Source organism: Roseimicrobium sp. ORNL1 (assembly GCF_011044495.1).
Lineage (GTDB): Bacteria > Verrucomicrobiota > Verrucomicrobiia > Verrucomicrobiales > Verrucomicrobiaceae > Roseimicrobium.
Genome location: NZ_CP049143.1, coordinates 5,750,531 through 5,765,874 on the forward strand (window position 1 = coordinate 5,750,531; position 15,344 = coordinate 5,765,874).

At 57.7% G+C, this 15,344-nt stretch carries 9 protein-coding genes; 6 read left to right on the forward strand and 3 right to left on the reverse strand.

Going from position 1 to position 15,344, the window contains the following annotated elements; all coding sequences use genetic code 11:
* Nucleotides 1-349 precede the first annotated feature (349 nt).
* The 5 genes from G5S37_RS23175 to G5S37_RS23195 all read left to right on the forward strand — a co-directional run bounded on the left by G5S37_RS23175 (nt 350) and on the right by G5S37_RS23195 (nt 9,486).
* Nucleotides 350-1,867, forward strand: a complete 1,518-nt coding sequence (locus tag G5S37_RS23175; protein WP_165207115.1) for a Gfo/Idh/MocA family oxidoreductase — start codon at nt 350-352, stop codon at nt 1,865-1,867.
* 227 nt (nt 1,868-2,094) lie between these two features.
* Complete coding sequence (locus G5S37_RS23180; protein WP_165207117.1) at nt 2,095-5,892, forward strand: NTPase (NACHT family)-like protein; 3,798 nt, start codon at nt 2,095-2,097, stop codon at nt 5,890-5,892.
* A gap of 120 nt (nt 5,893-6,012) precedes the next feature.
* Entirely contained in the window at nt 6,013-7,005 is a 993-nt protein-coding gene (locus G5S37_RS23185) for an ABC transporter substrate-binding protein (protein WP_165207119.1), read from the forward strand.
* Nucleotides 7,006-7,906: 901 nt separating this feature from the next.
* Entirely contained in the window at nt 7,907-8,722 is an 816-nt protein-coding gene (locus tag G5S37_RS23190) for an ABC transporter ATP-binding protein (protein WP_165207121.1), read from the forward strand.
* Entirely contained in the window at nt 8,719-9,486 is a 768-nt protein-coding gene (locus G5S37_RS23195) for an ABC transporter permease (RefSeq protein WP_165207123.1), read from the forward strand. Before G5S37_RS23190 ends, G5S37_RS23195 begins: the two co-directional genes overlap by 4 nt.
* Nucleotides 9,487-9,866: 380 nt before the next feature.
* Here the strand turns inward: G5S37_RS23195 and G5S37_RS23200 are convergent, their stop codons facing one another.
* The gene (locus G5S37_RS23200) at nt 9,867-10,607 is read right to left on the reverse strand and encodes an N-acetylmuramoyl-L-alanine amidase (protein WP_165207125.1); all 741 of its coding nucleotides are present in this window, start codon (nt 10,605-10,607) and stop codon (nt 9,867-9,869) included.
* 171 nt (nt 10,608-10,778) lie between these two features.
* On the opposite strand from G5S37_RS23200, the gene G5S37_RS23205 reads away from it, so the two are divergent.
* Nucleotides 10,779-13,124 carry a CehA/McbA family metallohydrolase gene (locus tag G5S37_RS23205; protein WP_165207127.1) on the forward strand — a complete coding sequence of 782 codons (2,346 nt, stop codon included), beginning with the start codon at nt 10,779-10,781 and terminating at the stop codon, nt 13,122-13,124.
* A gap of 15 nt (nt 13,125-13,139) precedes the next feature.
* On the opposite strand, the gene G5S37_RS23210 is transcribed toward G5S37_RS23205, so the two are convergent.
* Nucleotides 13,140-14,069, reverse strand: coding sequence for a lipase family protein (locus G5S37_RS23210; RefSeq protein WP_206026116.1), 930 nt, complete (start codon nt 14,067-14,069; stop codon nt 13,140-13,142).
* Between the two features lie 139 nt (nt 14,070-14,208).
* Entirely contained in the window at nt 14,209-15,222 is a 1,014-nt protein-coding gene (locus G5S37_RS23215) for a glycosyl hydrolase family 18 protein (protein WP_165207131.1), read from the reverse strand.
* Nucleotides 15,223-15,344: the final 122 nt, after the last annotated feature.

The following is a 15,344-nucleotide window of genomic DNA, read 5'->3' on the forward strand; positions in this document are numbered from 1 at the left end:
CTCCCCGACCCAAGGCTTCTGGAGAAGCCTTCTACATTAGCGAACATTAGCGCCGATTAGCGGTCTCCCCTCCGTCCGTCCTCCCTTCGTCAGGCCAGGAGGCCCAACGACCGCTGTCAGGCCGGGAGCCCTAACCTCCTCCCCCTGCAATTTGCCTAGTCACAAACCACAGGCTTCCGGTGACAATTCCGCCGAAATAAGCGCTTTTCACCCCCGTTTCCCTTCCCTAGTCTACTGGCACGCCGGTCGGACATTTCGTCCCTTCAATCAGGAGCCGAAGCTGTCCATTACTCCAGCATTCCACCTTTCCATTACTCCATCCCCGTCAGCTAGTATCGTAATCCAACTCATGAACACCCATACCTCCATCAAGCGTCGCGATGTTCTTCGCAGCTCGCTCTACGCAGGCACGGCCATGGCCCTGCCCATCTGGTCCCGCGCCGAAGGCTCCAACAGCGACATCCGGGTGGCCGTGATTGGCTTCAACGGCCGCGGCAAAGGCCACATCGGCAGCCTCGCCAAGATCAAGGGCGTGCGCCTCGTCGCTCTTTGCGATGTCGACTCCGGCGTGCTCGACAAGGAAATCGCCGACCAGAAGAAAAAGGGCAATACCGACATCAAGGCGTACACCGATTACCGCAAGCTTGTTGAAGACAAGGACATCGACGCGGTGACCATCGCCACGCCAAACCATACGCACACCCTCATCGCCATGACCGCCATCGCGGCTGGCAAGCACGTGTACGTGGAAAAGCCCACCAACCACAACCTCTGGGAAGGCTCCGAGCTCGTGAAGGCCGCCGCCAAGGTGGAAGGCAAGCAGATCGTCCAGCACGGCATGCAGCGCCGTTCGGACCTCGGCTGGGCCGCTGCGCAGGAGTACATCAAGTCCGGCGCGCTGGGCAAGACCCTCCTCTCCCGTGGCGTGAACTACAAGGCCCGCCAGAGCATCGGCAAGGTCAGCGAAGGCAAGAGCGCCGGTGCGGATGGCACCTTCGCCGCAGGCACCTTCAAGGACACCAAGGGCACCGTGGACTACAACCTCTGGGCTGGTCCCCGCGAAATGTCCCCCATCAACCGCGAGAAGTTCCACTATGACTGGCACTGGCAGTGGGCTTACGGCAACGGTGACATCGGCAACCAGGGACCGCACCAGCTCGACGTCGCCCGCTGGATGATCGGCAACCCCGAGAAGCTTCCCGTCCGCGTCATGAGCTTCGGCAACCGCTGGGGTTATGTCGACGACGGCCAGACCGCCAACAACCAGATGGCGCTCTATGATTACGGCAAAGGCAACGTGCCGATCCTGTTCGACAACCGCGGCCTTCCCCGCAAGGACATGGACTGGACGAAAGGCAATGAGCCTGTGTTCAAGCAGGTCGTGCGCATCGGCAACGTCGTGCATTGCGAAGGCGGCTACGTGGCCGAGTCCAAGGCGTATGACAACGAAGGCAAGTGGAATGGCACCAAGTTCACCATACAGGACGGTCCTGAGCACATGGCGAACTTCATCTCCTCGATCCGCGCCGGCAAGCTGATCAACCCGAACTTGCACGTGAGCCACGGCTTCCAGGCCGCCTCCCTGGCGATTCTGTCCAACATCAGCTACCGCCTTGGCAAGAAGGTCTCCCCTGCGGAAGTGAAAGAGCGTCTCTCCGGCGACAAGTTCGCCACCGAGACCTTCGAAGACTTCGCCGCGAACCTGCAGGCCAACAAGATCGACATCGGTGTCGATCAAGTCGCCCTCGGACCCTGGCTCTCCTTCAACCCCGACAGCTTGAAGTTCGAAGGCGAATTCGCCGAAGAAGCCAACAAGCTCGCCACGGACGAATACCGCAAGGAATTCGAACTGCCGAAGATTGGGTAAGTTGAGCGAAGCGAGAGGCTGGCTGCTTGACGCGGCTGGCTAGCTAGCTAGCGATACAGAACGATTGCACGAGAACGCCCCGGGAAACCCGGGGCGTTTTTTTGCCTTTCGGGTTTACGTGTGTTTCCTAGCTAGCTATTGTGTTTTTCCACTGTCTGCCAAACGGATGTTCCGTGGGAACGAAACCGAAGGACTAAGACCCCCGTACTGCAAACAATTCGCGAACAATGGACTATCCAATTGAAAACCTCGGACCCGAAAAGTTCCAGATGTTCAGCCAGGCTCTCTTGCTGACGGAATACCCTGGCCTCCAATGTTTCCCAGTTGGTCAACCAGACGGAGGAAGGGACGCCACGCAAATTCCTTATGACGTTATTGCATCGAAGCGCTTCATCATGTTCCAAGTAAAATTTGCGCGCCATCCCTTGAAAGAATCTGACCCGCACAAATGGTTGCTCGAGATCATCAAAGACGAAATTCCTAAGGTCAAGAAACAGATTGTCCAAGGCGCGCGCCAGTTCGTTTTGATCACGAATATCCCGGGAACCGCGCATCCTGAGGTCGGAAGTATCGACATAGCAAACAAACTACTGACTGAAGCGCTCGAACTCCCGTCGATCGCATGGTGGCGTGACGATGTAAATAGGAGACTTGATAACGCTTGGAACCTCAAATGGGCCTATCCCGAGCTCATGACCGGGCCGGACTTGATTAGGGCCATTGTCGAAAATAACTTAACAGAGGACCAGGAGAGACGTTCATCAGTTTTAAGGACATTTATTGCAGCTCAATATCGCGCGGAGCAAAATGTAAAATTCAAGCAAGTTGATTTAAACAATAAGCTTCTCGACTTGTTTATTGACGTCCCTCTACGCAGGATACGTGGCTTTAACGAACCTACAGTGTACTCCGGAAACTATAGTTTTCATCCAGAGTCTCTCATTACATCTTCACACGAATTGTTCGAGACAGAAGAGGAGCTCCAGCACCACTATCAACGAACTGGAACCCCCCAGACCGGAGCCGCATCATTTGTCTTAGGTCAATCCCCAATCCACAACAGCTTCCTAGTCTTGGAAGGAGCTCCGGGCCAAGGAAAATCGACAATCACGCAGTATATATGCCAGGTACACAGGATGCGCCTTCTCAACAAGACTTCAGAGCTCCGACTCGTTGAGCCAAGTCACCGTGAAGCTCCTGTCCGACTACCAATCAAAGTGGATCTAAGGGACTTCGCGATGTGGCTAGCCCGACGAAATCCGTTCTTAGCAGATTCGCCTGAGCTGCCAGCGAAGAGGTGGATGCCCTCTTTGGAGGCATTCCTCGCGGCCCTTCTAGAGTTTCAATCTGGGGGGGCATTTTTCAATGTTACTGACCTGCATGCTGTAGCAAGTTTAAGTTCTATATTGCTGGTTCTGGACGGCCTCGATGAAGTCGCTGAAATCAACGTTCGCTCGGATGTCGTTAAAGCCATTGAAGAAGGCGCAGAGCGCCTCGCCTCTATTTCTGCGTCACTAAGTGTCGTAGTAGCCAGCAGGCCAACAGCATTCGAAAACTCACCAGGTCTATCACGTGAGTTATTCCGCCATGAGAGCCTTGACCACATCACGCCTGATCTGATTGAGTCCTATGCAAAAAAATGGGTCAGAGCAAGGTTACTGACTGAGAAGGAAGGTTCTGAAGTTAAGAAGATCTTACGCCACAAGCTCGACCAGCCCCATCTAAGGGACCTTGCTCGAAACCCCATGCAATTGGCAATTCTGCTTAGTTTGGTCCATACTCGAGGAGTCTCTCTACCTGACAAGCGCACCGCGTTGTACGATAGCTACGTTGAGTTATTCTTCAATCGTGAAGCAGAAAAAGCCTCTATTGTGCGGGACAATAGGGACCTATTGATAGACATCCACCAATACCTCGCATGGTTGCTACATGTCGAATCGGAGCAAGCAAGTGGAGAAGGCCACCGCCCATCGGCTGGGGCAATAGAAGAGACTCGCCTGAAGTCAGTACTCCGAGATTATCTCATTTCTCAAGGCACCGATCCGTCTTTGACTGAAGCCATCTTCACCGGCGTTGTCGAACGGGTGGTGGCAATAGTCTCTCGAGTCCAAGGGACATTTGAGTTTGAAGTCCAACCCCTGAGAGAATATTTTGCTGCACGTTTCCTCCATGAAACGGCACCCTATTCTCCTTCGGGGTTTGAGAGACGAGGCACACTTCCGGATCGCTTCGACGCCCTTTCTCGAAACTTTTATTGGTTAAATGTGACACGATTCTACGCAGGTTGCTACAGCAAGGGAGAGCTAGCATCCTTGATCGACAGGCTCAAAGAATTGATTCAAGATCCTGATTTCGCGCACCTTAGTCATCCTCGTATTCTTGCCGCAACTCTACTTAGTGATTGGGTCTTCAAACAACACCCGAAATCGGTACCCGAGGTAATTAGGCTCGTATTGGATGGGATTGGCCTTCGATTCTTACTCTCAACGACTAGTCGACGACAAGAAAATTCACAGCCTTTGGTTCTCCCCGACGAGTGCGGCCGAAAAGAGCTCGTGAATCACTGTTTTTCGATGATTTCAAATTCGACCCCGCACGATTTTGCTTTAGACGTGATTGACCTGCTTCGTGCAAACGGAACTCGCGAAGAAATCGCGCTCAAATGGAAAGAAATGATATCAAGCGAAGACGGCCTAACCTGGTTCAGGTATGGTTCTCACCTCGGATGTATGCATCTATGCGACCTTGAGACGTTGTCACATTTTTTGGATCGCACGCAACTAACATCTGAACTCATGGAGTGCCTGATTCGCGCCAGACGATTTGACTACATCGAACAATCGGAACAAACTTTTGATTTGGCTATCCATGCTTTGCTAGATAGAGCCGTTGACATTGGGACCCCAGGGAAGAAGCTTGGGATGTGTGAGAAGTTCGGCCTTGCCATAGATGCATCACGCTATGCATACACATTAACCAGTCCAAGCCATGCTCCGCTCGGTAGTTCCCTGAAACGTCAGTTGGCCAAAGGCGCTAACATTAACTTTGAAAAGAACTTCCTCACGAAGCAGTGGCCTGCTTGGACCAAAGCAAAGTTCGTTGTGGAAAACACGATTGAAGCGCTCAAGGTACCGGTATCTGTTTGGCGGACCAACCTGGCCCCATGGGACACGGTTGTGTCGTCAATTCAAGCGTCTTTCGGATTCTCATGGTCTGCTATTCATCTGGCGGTACTGAGCGGAGCTATTAAGTCATCCAGCGAAAAGGGCACGGACTGCTCAGATCTTTTTGACGAGGAGAAGTCCCTCTGCCACCGCACTCGCTACGCAAGGCTTAGAAAGGGCGTTCCGGGATGGTGGGCCCGAACTTGCATCCAAGCCAAGACAGTGGAGCAGAAAATGCTCTTTATCACCACATACTTCGTCTGGGCAAGCCATGGCTCTATATCTCAAACAATTGGTGATGTGCTGCCTATCGTGGATTCGCTGCCAGATGAATCTTGGGCGAAAGTGTTCGACTCTGTAGTCGCAATCACCAGAATCGTTTATTCCGGCTATAAAGAACGAGGCGTTTATTTCCACGAAGAGGACATTGCTGCGGTGCAGCATTCACCGCGGGTCTTAGGTCTTTTTCAAACGCGCGTCCGCAGCTACGTCAATTACGGGTTATACGTCGCTTGGAGGTCGCATTTGGACTGCAACGACCTAAGATTGCACGCTATTTTTCAGAATGACGCAGCGGAGAGTCTCTTTGGTATGGACAATGATCGCCGGGAGAGTTTACGCCTCATCTCAAGAGGGTTTCAGCTCGGTGTGCCTTCCCAGAGATTCGCCTCCCAAACTTACTTTAGACAGCGGAAACGCGATGGGTTTCCGTTGGAATTGGCCGAGGAAGTTCTCAATCACGCGGAGAAGTATCCCACATTTATTGTAGCAGCAGCCGAAATGCGGTTTCGCGAAGAAACTTCAAAAAAAGTCCGGCGGGTTGGCGAGGTTGCGCAACACGAAGGTTGGTTTGAAGAATAACTCTCGGGTCCAGATCATGACTTGAATCGAGAAAATGATGGCCTCGATGGCGGGAACGCACACGCAGATCCGGCGCAATCATCTTGCACAACACCCCTTGACCATCCATCTCTCCCCTTCATGAACCGCCGCCATTTCCTTTCCCTCGCGCCTGCTGCTCTTTCTGTGGCTGGCGGTGCCGTCGTCAGTTCCTCGCTCACCGGGTGCAAGGAGAAGGTGGATGCGCAGGTCTTGCGCTTCGGCCATTTCCCGAACATCACGCATGTGCAGGGCCTCGTGGCGCATCAGCTTTCCCGGCAGGGGAAGGGGTGGTATGAGGAGAAGGTGGGGGTGAAGGTGGAGTGGTTCACGTACAACGCGGGGCCGTCGGCGACGGAGGCGATTTTCTCCGGGGCGCTGGATGTGACGTACATCGGCCCGAGCCCGGTGCTCAATGCGTACTCGAAGAGCAAGGGCACGGAGATGCGCGTGCTGGCCGGCGGCGCGAACGGCGGGAACTCCCTGGTGGTGCGCCCGGCGGCAAACATCAACACGCCCGCGGACTTCAAGGGGAAGAAGATTGCCTCCCCGCAGCTCGGCAACACCCAGGACATCCAGCTCCGCGCCTTCCTGGCAGAGAACGGCCTGAACATCACCCAGACCGGCGGGGATGCCTCCATCCTGCCGACACAGAATCCGGACCAGCTCTCGCTCTTCCAGAGCGGTGACCTGGATGCCGTGTGGACCGTGGAACCCTGGGTCACCCGCCTGGAACTCGAGGCCGGCGGCAAAATCTTCCTGGAGGACAAGGACACCAATGTGACCCTGCTGGCCGCCAGCGCCGCCTTTGTGAAGGATCGCCCCGAGCAGGCCAAGAAACTCGCCACCGCCCACGCGGAACTCACCGCCTGGATCAAGGCCAATGCGGATGAGGCGAAGAAACTCATCTCCGCCGAGCTGAAGGAACTCATGGGCAAGGCTCCGAGTGATGAGCTGCTGACAAAAGCGCTGAGCCGCACGGTCATCACCGATACCGTGTCCCGCGAGTCGATGGACAAGATGGTGGCCAGCGCGCAGAAGGTGGGGTTCCTGAAGGATATCCCGGGGTTGGATCAGTTGTTCCCGAAGCTGTAGGCGAAGCCGGTAGACGGTGAGCGGTAAGCGGTGCGACGGTAGGAGCTGCCGGTGCTGGGTGTGCTCGCGTGCTGTGGATTCAACACAGAGGCACGGAGACGCAGAGACACGAAGGAGGTAGGAGGTTAGGCGTCCCGCCTGACAGTGGACGTTGGGCCTCTGGCCTGACGTGGGTGCGGGGTTGGGACCGCTAATGGGCGCTAATGTTCGCTAATTGGGAGAGGGTGCTGGGGTGGTGTGGGTCAGGGGGGTGGTGGTTTTTAGGAACCACTAATGAACACTAACGGACACTAATGTTGAGGGTTGGAGGGAGAGGTTGGAGGCCCGTGAGGTGGGGCATCACAAGGGGCAGAGCGCTTTGCGATGCAGGTACGAGTTGCCCATGAGCAAGCCATTCAGGCTCAAAAATTAGTGCCAATTAGTGTTCATTAGTGGTTTCCGAATCGCGACTACCCCCTCCCGCACGACACAGCCTCGGAGCCTCCTCAAATTAGCGAACATTAGCGCCCATTAGCGGTCCCAACCTGTCGCTCACCTGCCCTCCCCCCACGTCAGGCCAGAGGCCCAACGTCCACTGTCAGGCGGGGACGCCTAACCTCCGGGATGCGGCTTCCACCGTCGCACTGCTTACCGCTCACTGTCCCACCGGCATTTCCGTCCTCCACCACCCCTCGGCCCCGCTGCGGCCCCAAAACCCTCGAACTGCCACCAGCAACTTCTTGATCCGGTGACTTGCATGGTTCATAGCCTTGGTTCGCGGTTGTCGACCTGCGGCTGCTTTCTTTGCCTGAGCTTGAATGCTCCCGGGTGATGAGGGGATGCCTCGGGGACGGGCCTTTCAGTTTCAGCTTCAAGACCTTGCTTTGAATTGATTTCCTCACCACCACCGGAAACCCCGATCATGTCGATCGACTCAGAACTCGAAAACATCGTCCCCTCCAAGCTGGTGGTGGAGGGTGTGTCGAAGTCATTCAAGTCGCGCAGCGGCGTGGTGCTGGCGCTGGACAATGTGAGCCTGGAAATCGGTGAAGGTGAGTTCGTGTGCCTGGTGGGGCCGTCCGGCTGTGGCAAGAGCACCCTGCTGAACCTCATCGCAGGGCTGGACAAGCCGGACTCGGGTCGTGTGCTGGCAGATGGCAAGCTGGTGACGGGTACGGGCCGCGAGCGCATGGTGATGTTCCAGGAGCATGCCCTTTTTCCCTGGCTGGATGTGATGGGGAACCTGATGTTCTCCCTGAAGCTGAAGCCGGGTCTCACGGATGCGGAGCGCAAGGATGTGGCCCGCTACTACCTGAAGCTGGTGGGGCTGGAGCGCTTCACGCATGCGAACATCCACGAGCTCTCCGGCGGCATGAAGCAGCGTGTGGCCCTGGCGCGCGCGCTGGCGCCGAATCCGCGCGTGCTGCTGATGGATGAACCCTTCGCCGCGCTGGATGCGATGACGCGCGAGCAGCTGTACGAGGACCTTCAGAAAATCTGGGCCGCGCGCCGCAAGACGATTGTCTTCGTGACGCACAACGTGCGCGAGGCCGCGTGCCTGGGCGACCGTGTGGTGCTCTTCAGCCCGCACCCGGGTCGCGTGCGTGAGCAGTTCAAGGTGACGCTGGATCGTCCGCGAGACATCAGCAGCATCCAACTGGCGGAAAAGGCCACGGAAATCACGAGAGCGCTCAAGGCGCATCACACAAGCAGCCAGGCAGTGGGGACGAAGGCATGAAGCGCGCGGCGATTGTTATTCTTTTCTTCGGCCTTCTCGTGGGCATCTGGCAGGCCTTTTACATGGCGGGCGTGTGGTCCCCTGTGCTGCTGCCGAGCCCGCTGACCGTGGGCAAGTACCTGTGGGGCTCGCTCCTGGACGGCAGTCTGGCGGAGTCCTCCTGGGTGACGATGAAGCGCCTGCTCATCGGCTATGGCATCGGCTGTGTGATTGGATTGCCGCTGGGCCTGATGACGGCGCGCAGCAAGGTGATGAGCGATACCGTGGGTGTGCTGGCGCTGGGTCTGCAGACGCTGCCGAGTGTGTGCTGGGTGCCGCTGGCGCTGCTGTGGTTTGGCCAGAGTGAGGGCGCGATGCTTTTCGTGGTGGTGATGGGTACGCTGTGGTCGGTGCTGATTGCCGTGGACAATGGCGTGCGGAACATGCCGCCGATTTACGTGCGCGCTGCGCGGACCATGGGCTCGAGCGGATTCCACACGCTGCGTGCGGTGATTCTGCCTTCGTCCCTTCCCTTTGTGGTGAGCGGCATGAAGCAGGGCTGGGCCTTTGCCTGGCGCTCACTGATGGCGGCGGAAATCTATGTGACGGTGCTCACGGGTTACGGCCTGGGGCATCTCTTGCACTTCGGTCGTGAGTTGCACGCCATGGATCAGGTCATCGGCGTGATGCTGGTGATCGTGGTGATTGGCTTGCTGGCGGACCGGGTGATGTTCTCTCCGTGGGAGAGGTTTTTGCATCATCGCTGGGGGACGGCGAAGCAGTAGAGCCGGTGGGACGGTAAGCAGTGCGACGGTGGTGAAGTGGCGAAGACCGCTAATGGGCGCTAACGTTCGCTAATGGGAAGCGGGCGAAAGGGCGGTGTGTGTCAGGGGGAAAGGTGGTTTTTTGGAACCACTAATGGACACTAACTGACACTAATTTTTGAGGGTGGAAGGGTGCTGTCGATGGACTGCGGGGTGGCATGTCACGAGCAGTGAGATCGCTTCATCGATGCAGGTTCAAGCTTACCTGGTCGCGAGCTACCCGCCCTCCCGCCTCCGAACATTAGTGCCAATTAGTGTTCATTAGTGGTTTCCTCCACGCACCACACCCCTGATCCAAGGCTTCTGGAGAAGCCTTCTACATTAGCTCACTGTCGCACCGGCTAGATTCGCGGCGCTGGGCCGGCGACGATGCGGTCGTAGTGGGCTTGCACGCGGGACTTGAACCATTTCCAGGTGGGGCCGGGTTTGCCGTTGTCGAGGAGGAAGTGGGGGCAGTCCTTGTTCGGAGGATTCACGCCGCGGCGGGGCCAGTGGTAGTGGGGCACGACGCGGTCGATGCTGAGGCCGTGCTCGTACATGAGGTAGGCGGTGAGCTTGGCGGTGCGGTCGATGGTTTCCGCGAGGTTGTTGCCGCGATGCTCGCACATCTCGATGCCGATGCTGTAGTTGTTCCCCGGGCCATCGAAGTCGGCGTGCTCGCCCTGTTCATTGGTGGGCAGGTGCTGGATGGCGACGTCGTCCTGCACGGTGAAATGCCAGGTGAGGAAGCCGATGCGATTGCCGCCGGGACGTTTGTGCGCACGCAGGGCGCCGCGCTTCAGGGCGAGGGCGTGGTTGTAGGCGTTGCCGGTGTAGTTCTGCGTGCTGTGGATGGTGATGTAGCGCACGTTCATGGGGCGCTTGTAGCGACGGCCCACGGTGCCGGGACGGATCATGTCCTGCCGGAGAGTGACTTCACTGAGCAGGGCGACGGGGGTGACCTTGCGATCGACGGGCACGGCGCCCAACTGGGCCTGCCAGTTCCTGCCTCGCGGGCTGGGGCCGGAGGATGATTGACAACTGACGATGACAACCAGAACAGCCAGAACGGCCAAGGGCAGCACGAGGCGGAGGGGGCGCATCCGTATCCCTTAGCGCAAGGCGAAGCCATGACAAGCAGCCTTGTGCCCTGATAAGGTTCTCGGGGAAATGGAAGTGAGGTGGTGAATCAGGGAATTCAACACAGAGGCACGGAGACGCAGAGACACGGAGGAGGGTTGAAAATTTTAGGGTGAGAGGGGCGTAGAGTGCGCATGAGCACGCGCTTCTGCTTCTCCTGCTTCGCGGTCGTCCAGGTGCTGACATGCGCCTCCCTTGTCTCGGCGGAGGTGCCGGTGGTGACTGTGGAGCCGCAGCCGTTTCTGGCGGCGACGCGGCAGGTTATGGAGGCGACGGCGTTTCTGGGCTCGGCGTTTACGGCGGAGGAGACGGCGGCGCTGCAGCAGTGTATTCAGCAAAATGATGCCGCGGCGGTGGAGAAGGCCCAGCGCATTCTGGACGCGCGCACGCTTTTCCTGGTAACCATCAACCCGGAGCAGCGGGTGAAGGTGGCGGCCACGCAATCCCTGCCGAAGCTGGATGAAGCGGGCTGGCATCAATACCTGGTGAAGGTGGTGAATGAAGCGGGCACCACCGCGCCGCTGAAGGTGAACAGCCCGGAGGCGGGGCAGGTGTTTTTCCGATACTATCCGCAACCTGGAAAGGCGGACCCTCCACCGCCCTCCCCTCCCCTCTCCGCGCGGTGGCTGGATGCGCAGATGTGGGATGCGCCACCGATGCGACCGGCGCTCAGCGGGCTGAATGTGGAGTACCGCATCATCGGCCTCTACAGCCGGGATGCGGGCAAGCGAGAGGCGAGGTTCAGCTTTGATACGGGCCAGGGCACGCAGGACCTGGGGTTTCGCGCGGAGGCGAGTGTGCTCTTCGACTGCAAGCCTGCGCCGGAAGTCACGCTGCGCGTGAAGGATGAACATGGCGAGCCGTGCATGGCCTCCTTCACCATCCGCGATGCGGCGGGGCGCGTGCATCCTTCGCAGTTCAAGAGGCTCGCGCCGGACTTTGGTTTCCAGCAGCAGATCTATCGCGAGGATGGAGAGAAGTTGAAGCTGCCCCATGGGGTGTATCAGATCCTATTTCAGCGTGGACCGGAGTCGCTGCCGGAGAAGCGTGAGGTGACGGTGGATGCGAACACGAAGGAACTCGCCTTCCAGGTGAAACGCTGGATCGATCCCGCGAAGCTCGGGTGGTGGAGCGGCGACCACCACATTCATGCTGCCGGGTGTGCGCACTACACGAGTCCCACCGAGGGCGTGCATGCGCCGGACATGGCGCGGCATTGTCAGGGTGAAGATCTGAAGGTCGGCGCGAACCTCACGTGGGGACCGTGCTTTGACTACCAGAAGCAATTCTTCACGGGCCAGGAGGACAAGACCTCGCGGCATCCATTTCTCCTACGCTATGACATTGAGGTCAGCGGCTTTGGCTCGCACAAGAGCGGCCATCTCTGCCTGCTGCGGCTGAAGGACCAGATGTATCCCGGGGGCGACTCCAGCAATCACTGGCCGACTCTAGGACTCAATACACTGCGCTGGGCACAGAAGCAGGGCGCGGTCTGTGGTCCAGCGCATTCCGCCACGGGGCTTCAGGTGAGTTCCACGGAACTGCCGAACTACGAGATACCGCCCTTCGACGGCATCGGGGCGAATGAGTACATCGTGGATGTGACGCATGAGGTGGAGGGGCCGGATGGCAAGCCGGTGCCGGCGGTCGATTTCATGTCGACTGTGGATACGGCGCCGCTGTGGGAGTTGAACATCTGGTACCACACGCTGAATGCAGGATTCCGCACACGCATCAGCGGCGAGACGGACTTCCCCTGCATCTATGGCGAGCGCGTGGGCCTGGGCCGCAGCTATGCGAAGGTGGATGGCCGCCTCACATACGATGCATGGTGCGATGCGATTGAGAAAGGGCGCTGCTATGTGAGCGATGGCTTCAGCCACCTGATGGAATTCAGTGCGAATGGAGTACCCGTGGGCGAGAAGAACAGCGAGGTGCATCTCGCGAAGCCCGGCAAGGTCACGCTGAAGGCGCAGGTCGCCTCGCTTCTTGCAGAGAATCCCCTGCCGGAATTCTACGGACAGAAAGCACCGCCCGGATCTGAAAATCTAAAAAACTGGGGCAGGCACTATGACGCCTTCTACCGCAAGCCGTACTGGCATGTGGAGCGTGCGCGCATTCCAGGCACACGCGAGGTGCCGGTGGAGGTGATCGTGAATGGCAAACCAGTCGCGAAGAGAACTCTCAAAGCGGATGGCAACGTGAATGATGTCAGCTTCGACGTGGACATCCCGCACAGCAGTTGGGTGGCTTTGCGCATCCTGCCAAGCGCGCATACAAATCCCATCTTCGTGGTGGTGGATGAGAAGCCCATCCGCTCCAGCCGGCGCAGCGTGGAGTGGTGCCTGAAGTGTGTGGACCAGTGCTGGACCTCCAAAGAGCCGACGTATGATGAGGACGAAAAGGAGGACGCGCGCGCTGCCTATGAACACGCGCGCGTGGTGTACCGGAAGCGGCTGGAGGAAAGTGTGGCGGAGTGAGCAGGAGGCTTCATTCTACAGCCGCATCTGCAGGGCGTAGTAAAGTGGCGAGTGATTGTAAAAAGCGCTGGGGCTCAAGGCCCACAACAAGCCATGGCGAAAGATGCCGCTGGCAGTCACAAAAGCTCCAAGCTGAGCCTCGATAAGATTCCCAGCCTCAGTCCACAGATCGGGATTGGTCTGAATGCCCCCATAGCTGTCAATCAACACAAACTCTCCGACATGCTTGTAGAGCCCGACTTCAACCCGAGGTGGAACAAAGCTGCTGTAAATGGGCACCCTCGTAATAATGTCATCTTGATGCACAATCCGAAAGGTCGGCACGTGATAGTCTGCGTGAAAGCTGGCGTCGCCAACTCGTGGTGATCCGAAAGTATAAACTCCTTTCACGTGTCCCAAACGAGCAGCCGCAAGAGTTGCGAGTGCTGCACCCAAGCTATGACCAGTCATCCAAATCGGACGATTAGGCTCATCCCTCAGCAGAGACATAATTGACTCGCGGAGAGGCTCCCAAATCACGCCCAGAGCATCCTTGAAACCGAGATGGACAAAGCCTCCGTGAGAAGATTCCGCAAGTGCGAATCTGAGATCGGTAATCCAGTCTGCGACTACATTTTTGAACTCTTCTGAGGAGAACCGTTTGGCCACCCGAGTCCCCCTGAAACTCACTATGGCCACATTTCTACTAGAGGCAATGTACGCCTGGGTACCATGGTTATTTAAAGCCATAACGTCAGCAAAGCCTGCCTTGCGATACACTTCACGCACGACCGACTCTTCAGAGTATGCCAACAGAGAGGCGTCTGCCAACCAAGAGGCGTTGACTTTGCTGTATGACGTCGCACTGGCATCAAAAGGGTGCGCCTCGCAAGTCCTGAAGAAGTCAAACGAATCGCATGGTGGGAAGAGCACGTCTTCGGTAGGAGGAGGGAGTTGGCCTGGCATAGGGTGGCGCTCTCAGAAGATTCGGACATGCTGAACTGGTGACGACGGCTTCAGCAGGGCCGCACATCATTATCAAGACCACAGACACAGGTCAATGGAGAGAGAATGACCCGAACGCCTACAGGCAGCGTGGACCAAATCATTGCTTCAGAAAGCCACGGCGGAGTTGCTCCCATTCATCATCCGTCATTTCCCACTCTGAGTAGATGGCGATGCCCTGATACACGGGCAGCAGGCCGGTGTCACCGAGGCCACGGTGGATGCCTTGGAGGGCGTTCTCGATGTTCTCCACTCTGGGATGGTGATAGCCCACGCCTGTGTCATCGTAGGCCGGCACGCCAAGTAACACCCGGGAGCCTTCGCTCCACTGCAGGACCTCACGCGTCCAGTCACGCATGAGGTGCTGGTAGGGCTTCCCAAGATCCTGGCCGGCATCGTACATCATCACCACCATCTGGTCGCAGCGGCGGCTCACTTCGCGGAAGTAACTTTCCTCCCAGTGAATTTCTGGGAAGGGATGCCAGCGGGTGGGCGGGGGATAAGCGGCGACGGAGAGGACCTTACCCACGGGCATGGCGGCGCGGACCTCCTCCAGCAAGAGGAGGAACTCCGGGGTGCCGGAAGGCAAAGGCTCCACATTCACCTGCACTCCAGCGAGACGCGGGTGATCCGCCATGAATTTGGCAATGCTTGCGGCGAATGTCTTCCGCCAGGCAGGGTCTGTCATCCGGACGCTGACGCCCTTCACGCCACCGACCCAGGGAATCACCCGAAAACCGTCGAAAGCATCCAGAAAAGCCTCCACATGCATGGGGCTCACGGGAGCAAGCTCACCCTTGTAGCTGGTGGGACAGAGATGAGGAAAGACATCCGTGACGCCGTGCCTGCGCAGCTTTTCAGCGAGGGCCTTTACGTTGTCAGGATCACGGTAGCGCGGCATCTCCGCTTGCTTGCCATGCTCGATGAACCAGGAGTCTGCTCCCAGCCATCCATGCGCGAGCCAGATGCCATTGGTTTGCCGGTCATGCCTGCCATCCGTGATTACCATGCCAGGATGCCAGAGCTGATAGGCCACCCACGCCACGGCTCCGAGCGTCAGCAAGGCGGCAGCGATGCGCCGCACGGAGTTCAGGAGTCGTTTCCACCAGGTCATGCACGCGATCGATTGCTATTCGACAAGCATCCAATCAGAAGCGCCGCATTGTGGAAACAGTAAACCGATGAGCGCTTCTCGATACAACCGCAAGGCACTCGCCGTTTGTGTGCTATGCCATG

Excerpts from the sequence above, each read along its gene's own strand:
- G5S37_RS23195 (WP_165207123.1), top strand. The coding sequence starts at position 8,719 with ATGAAGCGCGCGGCGATTGTTATTCTTTTCTTCGGCCTTCTCGTGGGC.
- G5S37_RS23200 (WP_165207125.1), bottom strand. The coding sequence starts at position 10,607 with ATGCGCCCCCTCCGCCTCGTGCTGCCCTTGGCCGTTCTGGCTGTTCTG.
- G5S37_RS23205 (WP_165207127.1), top strand. The coding sequence starts at position 10,779 with ATGAGCACGCGCTTCTGCTTCTCCTGCTTCGCGGTCGTCCAGGTGCTG.
- G5S37_RS23215 (WP_165207131.1), bottom strand. The coding sequence starts at position 15,222 with ATGACCTGGTGGAAACGACTCCTGAACTCCGTGCGGCGCATCGCTGCC.
- G5S37_RS23185 (WP_165207119.1), top strand. The coding sequence starts at position 6,013 with ATGAACCGCCGCCATTTCCTTTCCCTCGCGCCTGCTGCTCTTTCTGTG.
- G5S37_RS23190 (WP_165207121.1), top strand. The coding sequence starts at position 7,907 with ATGTCGATCGACTCAGAACTCGAAAACATCGTCCCCTCCAAGCTGGTG.
- G5S37_RS23180 (WP_165207117.1), top strand. The coding sequence starts at position 2,095 with ATGGACTATCCAATTGAAAACCTCGGACCCGAAAAGTTCCAGATGTTC.
- G5S37_RS23210 (WP_206026116.1), bottom strand. The coding sequence starts at position 14,069 with ATGCCAGGCCAACTCCCTCCTCCTACCGAAGACGTGCTCTTCCCACCA.
- G5S37_RS23175 (WP_165207115.1), top strand. The coding sequence starts at position 350 with ATGAACACCCATACCTCCATCAAGCGTCGCGATGTTCTTCGCAGCTCG.